At 71.9% G+C, this 17,340-nt stretch carries 10 protein-coding genes; all 10 read right to left on the reverse strand.

Translation table 11 applies throughout. From position 1 onward, the window contains the following. Positions 1–177: 177 nt before the first annotated feature. A complete protein-coding gene (locus tag ACZ6D7_RS01335; RefSeq protein WP_469482102.1) occupies positions 178–1,461 on the reverse strand; it encodes a nucleotide sugar dehydrogenase in 1,284 nt (427 codons plus the stop codon). 9 nt (positions 1,462–1,470) lie between these two features. Beyond that, on the reverse strand, positions 1,471–3,114 hold the full coding sequence (locus tag ACZ6D7_RS01340) for a glycosyltransferase family 2 protein (protein ID WP_469482104.1): 1,644 nt from the start codon (positions 3,112–3,114) through the stop codon (positions 1,471–1,473). Next, positions 3,111–4,691, reverse strand: coding sequence for a glycosyltransferase family 4 protein (locus tag ACZ6D7_RS01345; protein WP_469482106.1), 1,581 nt, complete (start codon positions 4,689–4,691; stop codon positions 3,111–3,113). The genes ACZ6D7_RS01340 and ACZ6D7_RS01345 overlap by 4 nt, the downstream gene beginning before the upstream one ends. After that, positions 4,681–5,706, reverse strand: a complete 1,026-nt coding sequence (locus ACZ6D7_RS01350) for a Gfo/Idh/MocA family protein (RefSeq protein WP_469482108.1) — start codon at positions 5,704–5,706, stop codon at positions 4,681–4,683. Before ACZ6D7_RS01350 ends, ACZ6D7_RS01345 begins: the two co-directional genes overlap by 11 nt. Next, positions 5,703–6,818: a DegT/DnrJ/EryC1/StrS family aminotransferase gene (locus tag ACZ6D7_RS01355; RefSeq protein WP_469482110.1), complete on the reverse strand. Its 1,116-nt coding sequence runs from the start codon at positions 6,816–6,818 to the stop codon at positions 5,703–5,705. Before ACZ6D7_RS01355 ends, ACZ6D7_RS01350 begins: the two co-directional genes overlap by 4 nt. A gap of 604 nt (positions 6,819–7,422) precedes the next feature. After that, entirely contained in the window at positions 7,423–11,409 is a 3,987-nt protein-coding gene (locus tag ACZ6D7_RS01360) for an Rne/Rng family ribonuclease (protein ID WP_469482112.1), read from the reverse strand. Positions 11,410–11,687: 278 nt separating this feature from the next. Then, positions 11,688–12,449 (reverse strand): TIGR03936 family radical SAM-associated protein, encoded by a 762-nt coding sequence (locus ACZ6D7_RS01365; RefSeq protein WP_469482115.1) that lies wholly within the window; start codon positions 12,447–12,449, stop codon positions 11,688–11,690. Positions 12,450–12,497: 48 nt separating this feature from the next. Further along, positions 12,498–13,622, reverse strand: coding sequence for a hypothetical protein (locus tag ACZ6D7_RS01370; RefSeq protein ID WP_469482118.1), 1,125 nt, complete (start codon positions 13,620–13,622; stop codon positions 12,498–12,500). 81 nt (positions 13,623–13,703) lie between these two features. Then, entirely contained in the window at positions 13,704–15,656 is a 1,953-nt protein-coding gene (locus ACZ6D7_RS01375) for a TIGR03960 family B12-binding radical SAM protein (RefSeq protein ID WP_469482122.1), read from the reverse strand. 85 nt (positions 15,657–15,741) lie between these two features. Continuing rightward, positions 15,742–17,247, reverse strand: coding sequence for a CYTH and CHAD domain-containing protein (locus ACZ6D7_RS01380; RefSeq protein WP_469482124.1), 1,506 nt, complete (start codon positions 17,245–17,247; stop codon positions 15,742–15,744). Between the last annotated feature and the right edge of the window lie 93 nt (positions 17,248–17,340).

The raw sequence follows: 17,340 nt of genomic DNA on the forward strand, positions 1-17,340 counted from the left end.
CTCCTCGCAATATCCACCTCTTGAGACCTATCCTTGCTCCGGTTTCTTTTCTTGTCCCCCCCCCCCCCCCCCCCCCCCCCACGCCCGCCACGCACGACGAAGCGGCCCCCGCCACCCGGCCGGGGCCGCTTCGTGCGGCTGTGACAAGCGGGGGTGTCAGCCCCCGATGCCGGGGTGTCAGCCCCCGATGACCACGCGGCGGACGCCCTTCCAGGCCTCCGGGTCGGTGGTGCGGCGGCCGTCGACGAGGACCGTGACGTCCGGCAGGTCCGCCGGGGTCAGGGTGCGGTACTCGGCGTGGTCGGCCTGGAGGATCGCCGCGGTGACCTTCTCACCGGCGTGCGGGGTGAGGCCGTGCGCGGCCAGCTCCTCCGCCGTGTACATCGGGTCGGAGACGAACGGGACCGCGCCGCGCGCCTTGAGCGCCTCGACGGTCGGGAAGACGCCCGAGAAGGCCGTCTCCTTCACGCCACCGCGGTAGGCGGCGCCCAGGACGAGGACGTTGACGCCCGTCAGGTCGCCGTAGGCGGCGGCCAGCAGGTCGACGGCGTACTCCGGCATCGCGGCGTTCGCCTCGCGGGCGGAGCGCACGACGGTCGCCGACGGGTCGTTCCACAGGTACATCCGCGGGTAGATCGGGATGCAGTGGCCGCCGACGGCGATGCCCGGCTGGTGGATGTGGCTGTACGGCTGCGAGTTGCAGGCCTCGATGACCTTCTTGACGTCGATGCCGTTCTGGTCGGCGAAGCGCGCGAACTGGTTCGCCAGACCGATGTTGACGTCCCGGTAGGTCGTCTCGGCCAGCTTCGCCAGCTCGGAGGCCTCGGCGGTGACCAGGTCCCAGACGCCGTTGGCCTGCGGCAGGTCGGCACGCTCGTCGAAGTCGAGGACCTGCTCGTAGAACTCCACGCCACGGGCCGTCGACGCCTCGTCGATGCCGCCGACCAGCTTGGGGTAGCGGCGCAGGTCGGCGAAGACCCGGCCGGTGAGGACGCGCTCCGGGGAGAAGACGAGGTGGAAGTCCTCGCCCGCGGTCAGGCCCGAGCCCTCGGCCAGCATCGGCGCCCAGCGGGTGCGGGTGGTGCCGACCGGCAGGGTCGTCTCGTACGAGACCAGCGTGCCGGGCTTGAGGCCCTGGGCGATCGCCTTCGTCGCGGAGTCCATCCAGCCGAAGTCCGGCGTGCCCTCGGCGTCGACGAACAGCGGGACGACCACGACGACGGCCTCGGACTCGGCGACCGCGGACGCGGTGTCCGTGGTCGCGCTCAGCAGACCGGCGTCGACGGCCTGCTTCAGCTTGACGTCCAGGTCGTGCTCACCGGGGAACGGCTCGACACCGGCGTTGACCAGCTCGACGACCTTCTCGTTGACGTCCGCGCCGATGACCCGGTGGCCCTTGGAGGCGAACTGCACCGCCAGCGGGAGCCCGATCTTGCCGAGCGCTACTACACAGATGTTCATGGAGGGTCGCTACTTCTTCCTTTTGGAACGGGGCTTCAGTTTCCGGACAAGGCCCCCCAGCACTCGCCGGACGACAGTCCTCTTCGGGGGGTTCAGCTGGGCGGTGTCGATCACCACGCGCCCCTTCGGGTTGACCACGGCCGACGCCCGGTACGGGTCGCCGTCCCGGCCCCACCGACGGGCCAGCGGCATGGGCAGGCCCTTGCCGCGCACGGGTATCTCGTACGTGTCACCCGCCACGTCGACGTACACGCGCACGCCCCGCTTGCCGGTGGCCGGCTCCAGCGGGACCCGGGCGTGCAGCACGGTGGCGGCGCCGTCGGCGGCCGTCTCCAGCCTCATCGTGCCCGCCACGGCGGACAGTTCGTGGTCGTCCTTCAGCCGGCGCGCGCCCGGCTTGTCCGCCGACTTGGGCATCGCGCCCTTGACCAGCCGCAGGACGGCGCCGTCGACGTCACCGAGGACGGGCAGCCGCACGGACGCGGTGTACGCGAGGGACTCGCCCTGCTGGTCCCAGCCGGAGGCCACCAGTTCGGTGCCGTTGGCGAGCCGGCCCGGGACCTTCTCCCCGACCAGCTCGTAGACCCGGTCGGGGACACCGACGAGCGCGTCGCGGAAGCCGGGGTAGCGGGCGAAGGCACGCTCGCCGTCGAGGACGAACGGGGGCGCCCCGTGCTCCTTCTCCGACGAGATCGCCTCGGTCAGCTCGTCGACCGCGCCCGCCTGCGCGAGGGCGATCCGCACCCGGCGCTTGACGTCCATGGCGTCCCGGATGCCGTCGGTGAAGTACGTGTCGGCGAGCCGCGCGATGCCCGCGCAGAGCTGCCGCCGCAACTCCCGGTCCAGGGACGGGAAGTCGTCCTGGACGAGCTTGGCCAGCTCCCAGGTGAAGTGGCGGCGCAGCACGGCGTCGCGCTCCGGGCCCGCCTCGATGAGGCCGGCCGTGAAGTCCATGATCTCGGCCGCCGCCCGCAGCCGCGCCAGATGGTCGGCGCGGTAGGTGATGTTGCTGGCGTCGCCCCGCTTGACCGCGTAGTAGCAGGTGTAGTCGCCCACCACCGAGATCTTCCGGGCGCGCACGCACGCCTCGATGGTGAACGGCTGGTCGCTGCCCACCGGCAGGTGCTCGGGGAAGCGCAGCTTGTGCTTCTCGACCATGTCCCGCCGGAACAGCTTGGTGTTGGCGAGGGTGAACGGCAGCGCCGAGTCGGTCAGCCCGACGTGCACGGCGTTCTCCTTGTAGAGCGCCTGGTGCACGTACCGGCCGTTGGTGCCGACCATCTTGCCGACGACGACGTCCGAGTCGTTCTCGTCGGCGCACCTCACCATGCGCTCCAGCGCCTCCTCGCCGAGGAAGTCGTCGGAGCCGATGAAGTACACGTAACGGCCGGTGGCCACGTCCAGCGCACGGTTGCTGGGCGCGGCCGGGCCGCCGGAGTTCGGCTGGTGGATCACCTTGACGGTGTCCGGGTACAGCGCCGCGAACCGGTCCAGTTCGCGGCCGCTGTCGTCCGTGGAGCCGTCGTCGACCGCGACGACCTCCAGGCGCTCTCTGCCGATGCTCTGCCCGATCAGGGAGTTCAGACACTCCGTCAGGTAGGGCATCGTGTTGTACACCGCGACGACGACACTGACGTCCGGTGTGCCGCTCATGCGCCCGCCTCCACCGGTCTGCGCTCGGCCGCCGGGCGGACCGCGCTGCCGGGAACCAGCCGGGTGTACACCTTGTCGAGCAGCTCGGCCTGGGCCTCCCAGGTCCACTCCTCGAGCAGGCCGTCCTTGTCGTACACGCCGCGGTAGCGGTCCGCGTCGCCGAGTACCGACTTCACGGCACGCACGTAGTCCTCGATGTCCTCGGCCCGGAACACCTCGCCCTGGCCGGTGCTCTGGACCATCTCGCCCATCGTCTTCACATCGCTCACGATCAGCGGCAGCCGGGCGTGGGAGTACTCGAAGAACTTGGTGATGAGCGCGATCTCGTGGTTCGGCCAGTGGTGGATCGGGATGACCCCGAGGTCCGCGGCCGCCAGGAAGCGCACCACCTGGTAGTGCGGGACGTACGGCAGGATGTGCAGCCGCTCGGAGACGCCCAGCTCCTCGGCGCGCTCGCGCAGCGTCCGCATGTACTCGGACTCGGTGTTGAGCACGACGAACGCGGTGTGCACGTCCGGCAGCTGCGGCAGCGACTCGACCATGATGTCGAGGCCGCGCTGCGGGGCGGCGGCACCGCTGTACACGGTGAGCGGCACGTCGTGGCCGATGCCGCACATCTCGCGCAGGTCCGGGACCGGCTCGGCGGCCTGCTCCGGGGAGACCTCGGCGTCGGGCGCGTTGAGCACGACGGCGGGGCGCTCCTTGAGCGAGTGCCGCTCCTGGAGCATCCCGGCGAGGGTGTCGGACACCGTGGTCACGGCGTCGGCGTGGCGCGAGTACTCCAGCTCGTGCGCGCACTGCGCGATGTGCCAGCGCGGGTGCGAGTTCCACGGCTTGATGCCGGGCAGGAACTCGTGGGCGTCCCAGACCAGCTTGACGTTACGGCCGCGGGCCCGGGCGCGCAGGGTGGCGCGGGCGCCGACGCCCAGCATCCGGAAGTCGTTGGCGTGGATGAGGTCCGGGTCCAGCTCGTCGATGACCTTGCCGTACGCCAGCTCCATGTCCCACAGGTGCGGGTCGAGCCTGCGCCAGCTGCGGGTGCCCATCGTCTTGTGCCAGAACGCGGTGGTGAACCGGTCCAGCGGGCCGTCCATGTCCTTGCGGCGCTTCTCCAGCTTGGAGGTCTTGCGCGCCCGCAGGTTCACCCAGTTCTGCGCGAACCGGGACGTCAGCCGCGGCAGCAGCAGCCGCAGCTTGCCCAGGAAGGAGCCCTCCTGCTGGGCGAGGATCAGCCGGATGTTGAGATCGGCGCGCCACGCCTTGACCTTCTGCCTGCGGTACGCCGCCAGCGGCCCGGGCCGGTAGGCCAGCGGCGAACGCAGCACGGCCCGGCGGTACTCGTGGCGGCGGCGGTGCAGCGGCCCGGGCACCGGCAGCAGACGCACCTGCGCCTCGCCGATCTCCCAGGTCGTCTCCTGCTTCCCCCTGCCCTTGCCGAGCAGGACGACGTCCCACCCGGCGGCGGCGGCCGAACGTGCTTCCTTCTGCACGCGCGAGTCGCCGTTCACCCCGTTGTCGACCAGCATGACGATGCGACCCCGCACCGCCTTGCGCGCCGACGTGTTCTCAGCTGCCATGAGTTGCCAGGTCCTCCACCTGAAGGGAAACGCTACGGTTCTGCGTCGCCGATTCCAGCACCGCGGCCGCCACCTGAACGGTACGCATCCCCTGGCGCAGGGTGCAGATGTCGGCGTCCTTGCCGAGCACCGCGTCCCGGAACAGTTCGTGCTCGACCAGCAGCGGCTCGCGCTTCGGAATGGCGTACCGGATCATGTCGCCCTCGGAGACCCCGCGGAACGCCTGGAGCGCCTCCCACTCGGTGGTCACCGCGGCGTTGGAGTGGAACGTCAGGTCGGCGGTGAGGGTGTCGGCGATGAAGCAGCCGCGCTCACCGGTGACCGACGTGAAGCGCTCCTTGAGCGGGCTCAGCCAGTTCACCAGGTGGTTCACCATGGTGCCGTCGTCGAGCCGGCCGACCGCGGAGACCATGTCCTCGTGGACCCGGCCGCTCTTGGAGACGGTGTGCGCGGCGATGGACACGTACTCGCGGCCGGTCACCCAGCCGGTGAGGTCGATGTCGTGGGTGGCGAGGTCCTTGACCACGCCGACGTCCGCGATGCGGTGCGGGAACGGGCCCTGGCGGCGGGTGACGACCTGGTAGACGTCGCCCAGCTCGCCGGCCTCCAGCCGGGCGCGCAGCGAGCGCAGCGCCGGGTTGCACCGCTCGATGTGACCGACGCCGGCCACCAGACCGCGCGACTCGAACGCCTCGACGAGCCGGCGGGCGCCGTCGACGGACTCGGCGAGGGGCTTCTCGATGAGCGCGCACACGCCGGCCTCGGCGAGCGCCATGCCGACCTCCTCGTGGAGGCCGGTGGGGCAGGCGACGACGGCGTAGTCGACGCCGAGGGCGATCAGCTCCTCGACGGTGTCCAGGATCGGCGCGCCCTGGGCGGCGCCGAACTTGTCGCCCATCGGGTCGACGACGCCGACCAGGTCGACGCCCTCCAGACCCGACAGCACGCGGGCGTGGTGACGCCCCATCGAACCAAGGCCGACGAGTCCCGCCCGCAGCGTCTTCCCGGTGCTCACAGCTGCTCCCCCAGCGCGTTCACGGCGGCGACGATGCGCTCGAGGTCGGATCCGGACAGCGCCGGGTGGACCGGCAGCGACACGACCTCGGCGGCGGCGCGCTCGGTCTCGGGCAGGTCCCAGGTGCGGCCCGCCTTCTGGTCCGGCTCCCAGTACGGCTTCAGCCGGTGGATGGGAGTCGGGTAGTACACGGCGTTGCCGACCCCGGCCTCGGTGAGGCGGGCCATGGCGGCGTCGCGGTCGCCCTGGATGCGCACGGTGTACTGGTGGTAGATGTGCCGGGCGCCCTCGGCGACCTTCGGCGTGACCACGTTCGGCGCGGTGATGTGCTCGGTGAGGTACGCGGCGTTGGCGATGCGCTGCTCGGTCCAGCCGTCGAGCTTGCGGCGCTGGACGCGGCCGATCGCGGCGGAGACGTCCGTCATCCGCACGTTGGCGCCGACGATCTCGTTGGCGTAGCGCTGCTCCATGCCCTGGTTGCGCAGCAGGCGCAGGGTGCGGGCGACCTCGGCGTCACCGGTGGAGATCATGCCGCCCTCGAGGCTGTGCATGTTCTTCGTCGGGTAGAAGCTGAACGTGCCCGCGGCACCGAAGGCGCCGACCGGGGTGCCGTTCAGCGCGGCCGCGTGGGCCTGGCAGGCGTCCTCGACGACGGCGAGGCCGTGCTTCTGAGCGATCGCCATGATGCGGTCCATGGCGGCGGGGTGGCCGTACAGGTGGACCGGCATGATCGCGGCGGTGCGCGGCGTGATGGCCGCCTCGACCGCGGCGGGGTCCAGACAGAAGGTGTCGGCCTCGATGTCGGCGAAGACCACGTCCGCGCCGACCAGCCGTACGACGTTCGCGGAGGCCGCGAAGGAGAACGACGGCACGATGACCTCGTCGCCCGGGCCGATGTTCAGCGCCATCAGGGCCAGGTGCAGGGCGGAGGTGCCGGAGTTGACCGCGACACAGTGACGCCCGTCGACCAACTCCGAGAACTCCTCCTCGAAGGCGGCCACCTCGGGACCCTGGACGACCATGCCACTGCGCAGCACGCGCACCGCGGCCTCGATCTCCTCCTCGGCGATCACTGGTCTGGCTGCCGGTATGAACTCATGGGCGTCGGTCATCGACATCCCCTCCTCTACGGCGACCTCGAAGGCGCACCACGTCATGCAGGGTCGGGAAGGGGCCCTGCCGATGCTCAGCACGACCGCATCCCTGTGTCCACCGACGCCTGTGGGCCGGTGGACGGGTTGTACACAGGAGCCCGCCCCCCGTGGGTTCCTGGCGGGAAGTCAGCCGTGTCCAGGCCGGAAGACCGGATGTGCTCATCGGCTGTGGTCACGGTGTGCATGTCTTTGGCCACCGGGACCAGACTGCACGTTACCAGCACGGGGACGGCAATTTTCCCGAGTGTTACCACAGAGAAACCCAGGGCTCAGGTGCGCTCCATCACAAACAAGACACAGAGTAACTCCCCGGTGAACACACTGCGACGCGAGTACGTGGGGGGCGTACGGCAGCTCGAACACAGCAGCTCGAAAGGGGTGTCTCAAACACGGTGGCTCGAATCCGACGGCGGCTCGGATCCGACGGCCGCTCGGATCCGACGGCCGCTCGGATCCGACGGCCGCTCGAACGCGACGCCCCACGCGCAACACCCCACGCGCGACGGCGCGGGCGCCCGGTGGTGTCCGGGTGCCCGCGCCGTCAGCGGGATGTGCGACCGGGTCAGTCCTCCGTGGAGGCCGACACCGACGGCGCGCTCTGCTGCGCCGCCGCGGTCTTCTTCGCCGTGGTCGCCTTGGCGGCCTTCTTGGCCGTCGTCTTCTTGGCGACGGTCTTCTTCGCGGCCGTCTTCTTCGCGGCGGTCGCGGCCGTCTTCTTCGTGGCGGCCTTCTTCGCCGTGGCCTTCTTGGCCGTCTTGCGGGCGGCGGTCTTCTTGGCCGGAGCGGCCTCCGGGGCCTCGGCGGTCACATCGTCCGCGGCCGCCTCGGCCGGAGCCGCCGCAGTCGTGACCTCCGCAGTCGTAGCCTCCGCCGCGGCCGACGGGACGACCACGACGGCCGTCTCCTCGGACGCGGTCGGCGCGGTGGCCTTGCGCACGGCGCGACGCCGCGGGCGGGCCGGGGCCGCGCTCTCGACGACGGGCTCGGCGACCGACTCGGCGACCGCCGGCTCGGCCTGCTCCACCGGAGCGACCGAAGCAACCGGAGCCTCCGCGGGCTCGGCGACCGTCACCACGGCGACGGCGGCCTCCGCCCCGGCGGGCGAACCGGCCGGTGCGGACACCTTCCGGGTGGCACGCCGACGCGTACGCCCCTTGGGCGCGGCCTCGTCGACGACCGGAGCCTCGACGGCCGGAGCCTCGGCGACCGGAGCCTCAGCAGCCTCCGGCGCCTCGACAACCGGGTCCTCCACGGCGACCGGCTCCGCGTAAGCGGCGACCGCGTCGGCCGGCTGCACCGGACGCTCGGCCTCCGCCTCGGCGGTGAAACCGCCCGCCCGCCTCGACGCACCCGCCCTCGGCGCACCCGCCGGAGCGGACGCCCGGCGGCTCGCCCGACGGCGGCCCCGCCCGCGCGAGGCCGCGGCCTCCGCCTCGGCGACGCTGCTGTACAGCTCCTCGTCGAGGGCGAACTCGGGGGCGGAGAGCGCGATCGGCTCGGCCGCCTCGGCGGCGACCTCGGCCTCGGTCTCGGCCTCCTCCTCGACGCTCACCACGGACTCGACCAGTTCGGCGGCCACCGTCTCGTGCTCGTGCTCGTGGTCGGGGGCCTGCGCGTCACCGCCACGGCCGCGCTTCTTGCGCTTGCCGCCGCCACCGACGGAGGTCGGCTGCTCCATGTGGACGATGACACCGCGCCCGTTGCAGTGCACACAGGTCTCGGAGAACGACTCCAGCAGACCCTGGCCGACCCGCTTGCGGGTCATCTGCACCAGGCCCAGCGAGGTCACCTCGGCGACCTGGTGCTTCGTACGGTCACGGCCCAGGCACTCCAGCAGACGGCGCAGCACCAGGTCGCGGTTGGACTCCAGGACCATGTCGATGAAGTCGATGACGATAATGCCGCCGAGGTCGCGCAGCCGCAGCTGACGCACGATCTCCTCGGCCGCCTCCAGGTTGTTCCTGGTGACCGTCTCCTCGAGGTTGCCGCCCTGGCCGGTGAACTTGCCGGTGTTGACGTCGACGACGACCATCGCCTCGGTGCGGTCGATCACCAGCGAACCGCCGCTGGGCAGCCAGACCTTGCGGTCCAGCGCCTTGGAGAGCTGCTCGTCGATCCGGTAGGTGGCGAAGACGTCGACCTCGGAGGTCCACTTCGACAGCCGCTCGGCCAGGTCGGGCGCGACGTGCGAGACGTACCCGTGGATGGTCGACCAGGCGTCGTCGCCGCTGACGACGACCTTCGAGAAGTCCTCGTTGAAGATGTCGCGGACGACCCGGACGGTCATGTCCGGCTCGCCGTACAGCAGCGTCGGCGCGTTGCCGCTCTTGGCCTTCTTCTGAATGTCCTCCCACTGCGCCTGGAGCCGCTCGACGTCACGGCGCAGTTCGTCCTCGCTCGCGCCCTCAGCGGCGGTGCGCACGATGACACCCGCGTCCTCGGGGACGATCTTCTTGAGGATCGTCTTCAGCCGGGCGCGCTCGGTGTCGGGCAGCTTGCGGCTGATCCCGGTCATCGAGCCCTCGGGCACGTACACGAGGTAGCGGCCGGGGAGGGAGACCTGGCTGGTCAGTCGGGCACCCTTGTGACCGATCGGGTCCTTCGTCACCTGGACGAGCACGGACTGACCGGACTTCAGGGCCGCCTCGATCCGGCGCGGCCCGTTGGCCATGCCCAGCGCCTCGAAGTTGACCTCACCGGCGTACAGGACGGCGTTGCGTCCCTTGCCGATGTCGATGAAGGCGGCCTCCATCGACGGCAGCACGTTCTGGACCTTGCCCAGGTAGACGTTGCCGACGTACGAGGTGGCCTGCTCCTTGTTGACGTAGTGCTCGACGAGCACGCCGTCCTCCAGGACGCCGATCTGCGTGCGCTCGCCGCTCTGGCGGACGACCATCACGCGCTCGACGGCCTCACGGCGGGCCAGGAACTCGGCCTCGGTGATGATCGGGACGCGGCGGCGGCCCTGCTCACGGCCTTCGCGGCGGCGCTGCTTCTTGGCCTCCAGACGGGTCGAGCCCTTGATGGACTGCACCTCGTCGGACGGCTCGGACGGCTTGCGCGGCTCACGGACCTTGACGACCGTGCGCTCCGGGTCGCCGTCACCGGGCTCGGCGTCGGTGGAGCTGTCACCGGCACGGCGACGACGGCGACGGCGGCGACGGGAGCCGGCGGTGGAGCCCGCGGAGTCGTCCTCGGCGTCCTCCTCCTCCTGCTCGGCGGTGTCCTCGGCGTCCTGCTCGGCCTGCTCGGCGGCGAGTTCGTCGGCGTCGTCCCCGGAGTCGCCCTCGCCCTCGGCGGCCTCGCCGCGACGGCGACGGCGGCCACCGCGGCGGCGGCGACGACGGGAGCCGGTCTCCTCGGCGTCGTCGTCACCCTCGACACCGTCCTCGGCGCCCTCGTCGGGCTCTTCCTCCGGCTCCGGCTCCTCCTCTGCGACGGGCGCGGCGGCGGGCCGGGCGGCCTCGGTCTCCTCGCCGGAGGGGGCGCCCCGACGGCGACGGCGGCGGCGCGAGCCGGCCGGCTCCTCCACCACGGGCTCCTCGGTCTCCTCGACCTCGGCGGGCTCCTCGACCTCCTCGGCCACGGCGGCGGCCGCCTCGGCGGCGGCGCGCTGCGGCGTCTGGAACTGCGGCTCGGCGAACACGGGCGCCTGGAACACGGCGACCGCGGGCCGCGCCGGGCGACGCGGGGAGTCACCCTCGTCGCCACCCTTCGCGGGCGCGGGCTCGGAGAACCCACCGGCGGCACGCCGCACCACACGCCGGCGCGGGCGCCGGGAGCCGGTGTCCTCGTCGGCGGCGGCCTCGGGGGCGGGGGCCTGGACAGCGGGCGCCTCGGCGGCGACGGCGGGCACGGGCACCTCGGCCTCGGCCTCGGCGGGCACACCGGCGGGCGCGGTCACCCGACGCGTGGCCCGACGACGGGCACGCGGCGCGGACACGGGCTCGTCGGCGGCGACCTCGGCAGAGACCTCGGCGGCGACGGCGGCGGTCTTCTCGGCGTCGTCGGCGCTCACCGGCGCCACTGCCTCCACGACCTCTTCGGCGGCGGCGGGCGCACCGGCGGGCGCGGCCGCCCGACGGGTGGCCCGACGGCGCGTACGCGGCGCGGGCGCCGCCTCGGCGGCATCGGCCGCCACGGCCTCCTCGTCGGCCACGACCACCGTCTCAGCGGCCTCGACGGTCTCGGCGGAGGCCGGAGCCCCGGCCGGGGCGGACGCCCGGCGCGTGGCCCGACGGCGCGTACGCGGCGCGGGCTCGGCGACGACGGGCTCCTCGGCGACGACGGCCTCCTCGGCTTCGGCGTCCGCGAGGGTCTCATCGACCTTGATGTCCTCGAGGTCCTCGACCTCTTCCTCCGCCAACGCCTCGACGGACTCCGCGGCCGGTATGGCCGGCGCGGTGATCTCGGCGGAGGCCTCGGCCCCGGCGGCCGGCGGACCGGCGGGCCGGGAAGCGGCACGGCGCCGACGACGCGGCGGCAGGGTGTCGCTGGGGCTGTTGTTCTGTTCTTCGGAACCCTGGGTGGGTTCGGTCGGCTCGAGCATGCGGGTGTGTCTCCCGTCAGGCTCCCGGGCGCCGCGCTGGTTCCGGCGCCGATCACTGGGGATCGGTCACCGCTGACGTCCGCGGCTCGCGCGTTGCGCGGTGCCGCCGTCCGGGGCGCGGCCGCCGCACGGGAGCTCTCTGTGTCTTGTCTCGCCGGTTCCGTACGCCGTGTTGCGTACGGCCTGGCGAAAGTCTTCTGGTCGGTGCGCTGCCCGACCCAGGTGGCTCCCGAGTACGAGGGCGGCGCTACGACGTCCGTCCCTGTGCGGAGCCTTCCTTACGCCGGCGCCTTCGCGGCGGCAGTCGGATCGGCCGTAAGGGCCGCGGCTGCCTCGCGGTCGGGCGCGAGCGGGTCGGTCACCGCGCCGGTCTCTTCATCGAACAGCCCCTGCGCCAGCCTGGTCACCGCTGCGGGGACCGGCGGCGCCAGGTCGGCCACGGCGCGGAGACCGGACAGGACGTCGTCGGGTCGTACGGCAGGCGTCACGTGCCGAACAACCAGGCGCAGTATCGCACAGGCCTGGTCGGTCGGCCTATCAGCCGGTTCAGTGTCCGTTTCGAGTTGTACGACCGCCGGGCGGGCGTCGAAGGTGCGCACGCCGTTCTTGGTCATGCGCTGGACCTCGACGGACTCGGCGGCGTTGAAGGCCTGGACGGCCCTTTCGGCGTCGGCCGCCTCCACTCCGTCGAGCCGCAGCTCCCACACGGAGGCCGTGAGGCGGTCGGCCAGGCCCGAGGTACGGGCCTCGACCGCGTCCACGATGTCGAGCCCGGTCGGCAGCGACTCGTCGAGCAGGGCTCTCAGCTTCTCCGGGTCTCGCGCCGCGGTGAGCGCGATCTCCAGGTACTCCGCCTCACTGCCCGTGCCGGTGGGTGCGGCATTGGCGTACGACACCTTCGGGTGCGGCGTGAACCCCGCCGAGTAGGCCATCGGCACCTCGGCACGGCGCAACGCGCGCTCGAAGGCACGCTGGAAGTCACGGTGGCTGGTGAACCGGAGGCGGCCGCGCTTGGTGTAACGCAGTCGGATGCGCTGCACCGCGGGTGCGGGCGGCGGGCCTTCGGGCTGTCGCTTGCCCAGTGTCGTTCAGTCCTTCGTGAGAGCGGTCGTACTGCTATCAAGAGTACGTGTGCCGAGCGGCGTCGGTTCCCGCCGGGCGACCTTCTCCCTCTCCCGGGGCACTCCGAAGAGCGCCCGCCGCACGTCGGCGCGGGTCTGCCGGACCGTTTCGCGGGCGGCGGCCAGGGCCTCCCGGGTGCTCCGGCCCACGGCGCGCACGGCCTCGGCGACCGGCCGCAGGACTGCGTCACGCACGGCGTGCCCCACGGGGGTGAGGACGGTGCGGTACACCCAGCGCACGGGCTCCACGAAGATCCACCGGAAGAGGGTCGCGAGGAACCGTCCGACAGCGAGCGAGATCCGTCCGGCGACCCGCCAGGCGTGCCCGAGCGCCTCCCCCACCTCACGTGCGACGACGGCGAGGAAACGGCCGACGGGGGCCAGCACCCAGCGCCACAGGGCGAGCGCCGGCAGCACGAGCAGCACCCGGACCGTCCAGTACACGGCCAGGCCGACGCCGGTGACCAACGCCCCCACGCACCACGCGGCCGCCCGTCCGGCGGGCGCGAGGATCCACTCGTACAGCCATCGGGCCGGTACGACGACGAGATGGTGCACCAGCCAGAGCACCGCGTGTCCGACGGGCGTCAGCACGCGCGCGTACACCCACGCCAGCCCGGCCCCGATCCCCCGCCCCAGCCAGCTCACCCCCGCCCAGAGGCCGAGCGCCAGCCAGGTCACCCCCGCCCGGAAGCCGCGCGCCAGCCAGGTCAGGCCGGCCCAGATCCCCCGCCCCAGCCAGGCGAGGCCGTGCCCGATCGGCGTCAGAACGGTCCGGTGGAACCAGACGGCCGGGACGACCAGGAGCACCTTGCCGAGCCAGGCGAGCGCCGTGCCGACGGGGACGACGACGTACCGCCACAGCCCCACCAGCGGCCAGACGAACAGGGCCCGCCCCAGCCACAGCAGGGCACGGCCCAGCGGCCGCAGCAGGGTGTCCATGAGGAACCGGCCCACGACGACGAGCGCGTCCCAGGCCATCCGTACGGGCACGACCAGCACCAGCACCACGATCCGCACGGGCAGCCGGATCGCGACGACGAGACACCCCTCCGGCTGCCGGGGTTCGACGGGGCGTTTCTCCAGGTCCATACCGGTGTAGACGCCACGACGGCCCCCATGGATGCACCGAGCCCCCGTCCCGTCCGGGAAGGGGGCTCGGCGACCTCCGGCTCAGTGGTTGTGCGCGCCACTCCCCGCCGGCTGCTTCACCGTCAGCGGCAGCAGCTTCTTGCCCGTCGGGCCGATCTGGATGCTGGTGTCCATCGCGGGACAGACACCGCAGTCGAAGCACGGCGTCCAGCGGCAGTCCTCGACCTCGGTCTCGTCGAGGGCGTCCTGCCAGTCCTCCCAGAGCCACTCCTTGTCGAGGCCCGAGTCCAGGTGGTCCCAGGGCAGGACCTCCTCGTAGGTGCGCTCGCGGGTGGTGTACCAGTCGACGTCGACGCCGAACTCGGCCAGCGCCTTGTCGGCGCAGCTCATCCAGCGGTCGTAGGAGAAGTGCTCGCGCCAGCCGTCGAAGCGGCCGCCGTCCTCGTAGACCGCGCGGATCACCGCGCCCACCCGCCGGTCGCCGCGCGACAGCAGGCCCTCCACGATGCCGGGCTTGCCGTCGTGGTAGCGGAAGCCGATCGAGCGGCCGTACTTCTTGTCGCCACGGATCCGGTCCCGGAGCTTCTCCAGGCGGGCGTCGGTCTCCTCGGCGGAGAGCTGGGGCGCCCACTGGAACGGCGTGTGCGGCTTGGGCACGAAGCCGCCGATCGACACCGTGCAGCGGATGTCGTTGGAGCGGGAGACCTCGCGGCCCTTCTGGATGACGCTCATCGCCATGTCGGCGATCTGGAGGACGTCGTCGTCGGTCTCCGTCGGCAGGCCGCACATGAAGTACAGCTTCACCTGGCGCCAGCCGTTGCCGTACGCGGTCGCGACGGTCCGGATCAGGTCCTCTTCGGAGACCATCTTGTTGATGACCTTGCGCATGCGCTCGGAGCCGCCCTCGGGGGCGAAGGTGAGGCCGGAGCGGCGGCCGTTCCTCGTCAGCTCGTTCGCCAGGTCGACGTTGAAGGCGTCCACGCGGGTCGAGGGGAGGGACAGGCCGATCTTGTCCTCCTCGTAGCGGTCCGCCAGGCCCTTGGCGATGTCGCCGATCTCGCTGTGGTCCGCGGAGGACAGCGACAGCAGGCCGACCTCCTCGAAGCCGGTCGCCTTCAGGCCCTTCTCCACCATGTCGCCGATGCCGGTGATCGAGCGCTCGCGCACCGGGCGGGTGATCATGCCGGCCTGGCAGAAGCGGCAGCCGCGGGTGCAGCCGCGGAAGATCTCCACGGACATGCGCTCGTGGACCGTCTCGGCGAGCGGGACCAGGGGCTGCTTGGGGTAGGGCCATTCGTCGAGGTCCATGACGGTGTGCTTGGACACACGCCACGGGACGCCCGACTTGTTGGGGACCATGCGGGCGATACGGCCGTCGGGGAGGTACTCGACGTCGTAGAAGGCCGGGATGTACACCCCGCCCGTCTTGGCGAGGCGGAAGAGGACCTCCTCGCGGCCGCCGGGGCGGCCCTCGGCCTTCCACTCCTTGATGATCCGCGTCATGTCGAGCACGGCCTGCTCGCCGTCGCCGATGACCGCCGCGTCGATGAAGTCGGCGATCGGCTCGGGGTTGAAGGCCGCGTGGCCGCCCGCGAGGACGATCGGGTCGTCGATCGTGCGGTTCCTGGACTCCAGCGGGATGCCCGCCAGGTCCAGGGCGGTCAGCATGTTGGTGTAGCCCAGTTCCGTGGAGAAGGACAGGCCGAACACGTCGAAGGCCTTCACCGGGCGGTGGCTGTCCACGGTGAACTGGGGGACGCCGTGCTCCCGCATCAGCGCCTCCAGGTCCGGCCACACGCTGTAGGTGCGCTCGGCGAGGACGCCCTCCTGTTCGTTGAGCACCTCGTAGAGGATCATGACGCCCTGGTTGGGCAGGCCGACCTCGTAGGCGTCCGGGTACATGAGCGCCCAGCGGACGTCGGAGGCCTCCCAGGGCTTGACCGTGGAGTTGAGCTCGCCTCCGACGTACTGGATCGGCTTCTGCACGTGCGGGAGCAAGGCTTCGAGCTGCGGGAAGACCGACTCGACAGACATCGCGGCGTTACCTTCGTGAGCTGACGGGAGTGACCATCTAGCGTAACCCGCCCGGAGCACTCCCCCGCCCCGGAAATTTCCGGTTCTAAACCTCCATGGACTTTCGGATGGACTTCCAGGCGTCCGGCACCTGGGCCTCGACGGCCGCCGACCGTCGCTCCTCCCGGCCGAACAGCAACCCGTACGTGAAGGTGTTCTCCCCCGCCGCGTGCGCCACGGCGGACAGCTCGCGCAGGGTGGTGCGGGCCATCACGCTGTCCTGGTGGTCGCCGAGCAGGCTCTGGAGCGACTTCATGGACTTGACCAGGGTCTTGGCCGCCCCGCCCAGGGCGGGGGCGGTGGCCTCGGCCGCGTAGCGGGTGCGCTTGGCCTTCTTGCGGGCCTCGTGCAGCGCGAGGTCGCGGTCGTGCCCGGGCGGCTGCTCGATGGCCTCCTCGACCAGCGCGGACACCTTCCCGAAGCCCTTGCGTACGGCCTTGGGGAGCACCTTCTCCGGCTTGCCGGCGGCCGCCTTGAGCACCGGCGGGTCGGCGACCAGGGCGTCCAGGGTGTCCAGGAGCGTCAGATAGCGCGCGGAGTCCAGGACGGCGAGCAGCCGGCGCCGCGATCCGCCGTGGCCGGCCTTCGCCCAGGTGTGCAGCCGCTGGGAGACGGGGCCGTCGACCAGGGTGGCGGGCAGTTCGTCGAGACCCGCGGCGAGGCGTTCGGCGAGCACCTCCTGGTCGCGGCCCACGCCCAGCTCGCCGGCGAGCCACTTCAGCTCGTCGGCGACCGGGTCGGTGACCTCCCGGTCGAGGACCTTCCCGAACGAGCGGAAGGTGGAGCGCAGCCGCCGGGTGGCGACCCGCATGTCGTGCACGGACTCCTCGGCGTCCCGGCGCACGGCCGGGTCCAGCGCCACGATCGCGTCCCGCTGGGCGCGGACGTACGCCAGGACGTGGTCGCCGGCGGTGACGGGCTCGGCGGGCCCCTCGTCCTTGCGTCGCGGGTGCCCGCCCTTGGTCTCGGCGAGCGCCCGCGCCAGCTTCGAGGGGGACTTCGACGGGCGTACGCCCGCCTTGCGCAGCCGCTTGTCGACCTTGTCGAGGAAGGCCGGATCACCGTCGTCGGCCAGCTCCACCTCGATCTCGGTCCACTGAGTGCGGCCCTTGCCGCCGAACAGCCGCTGCGCGCGTACGGTGTCCACGCCGATCTCGGCGAGCTGCCGTCCGTCGGCGTCGACCAGGTCGCGTACGTCCCGCGCGGAGCGCAGCCGCACCACGGGCACCAGCTGTCCCTCGCGCACCCGGGCGCGGACCAGTCCGGCCAGTTCCTCGGGGAGGTCGTCGGAGAGCGGGACCTGGATCTCGTCGCGGACGCCGGGGCCGACCGGGAGTTTCAGGTGCCAGCCGGCGTCGGAGCCGCCGGTCCTGCGGCGCAGAGTGATGGAGGCCGTGGCCAGGCGCAGGTCCGAGGTGTCGTAGTAGGTCGCGTCCAGTTCCGCGGTGCCCTTGTCGAGGACATCGGCGACCCCGGCGACGCCGGTCAGGTCGGGCAGCCCGCTGTCGTCGGCTTCGTACTTGCGCTCGATCTCGCGTTTCGTCTCCGCCATGAATTGAATCTAGTCGCACTCGGGCCCGGAGGGCAGTGCCCGCCGGGCCCGATTGGCTGTTTGACGCCGGTGAACGACGAGGTGTCCGTCGCC

This window comes from Streptomyces sp. NPDC041784 (assembly GCF_055591025.1).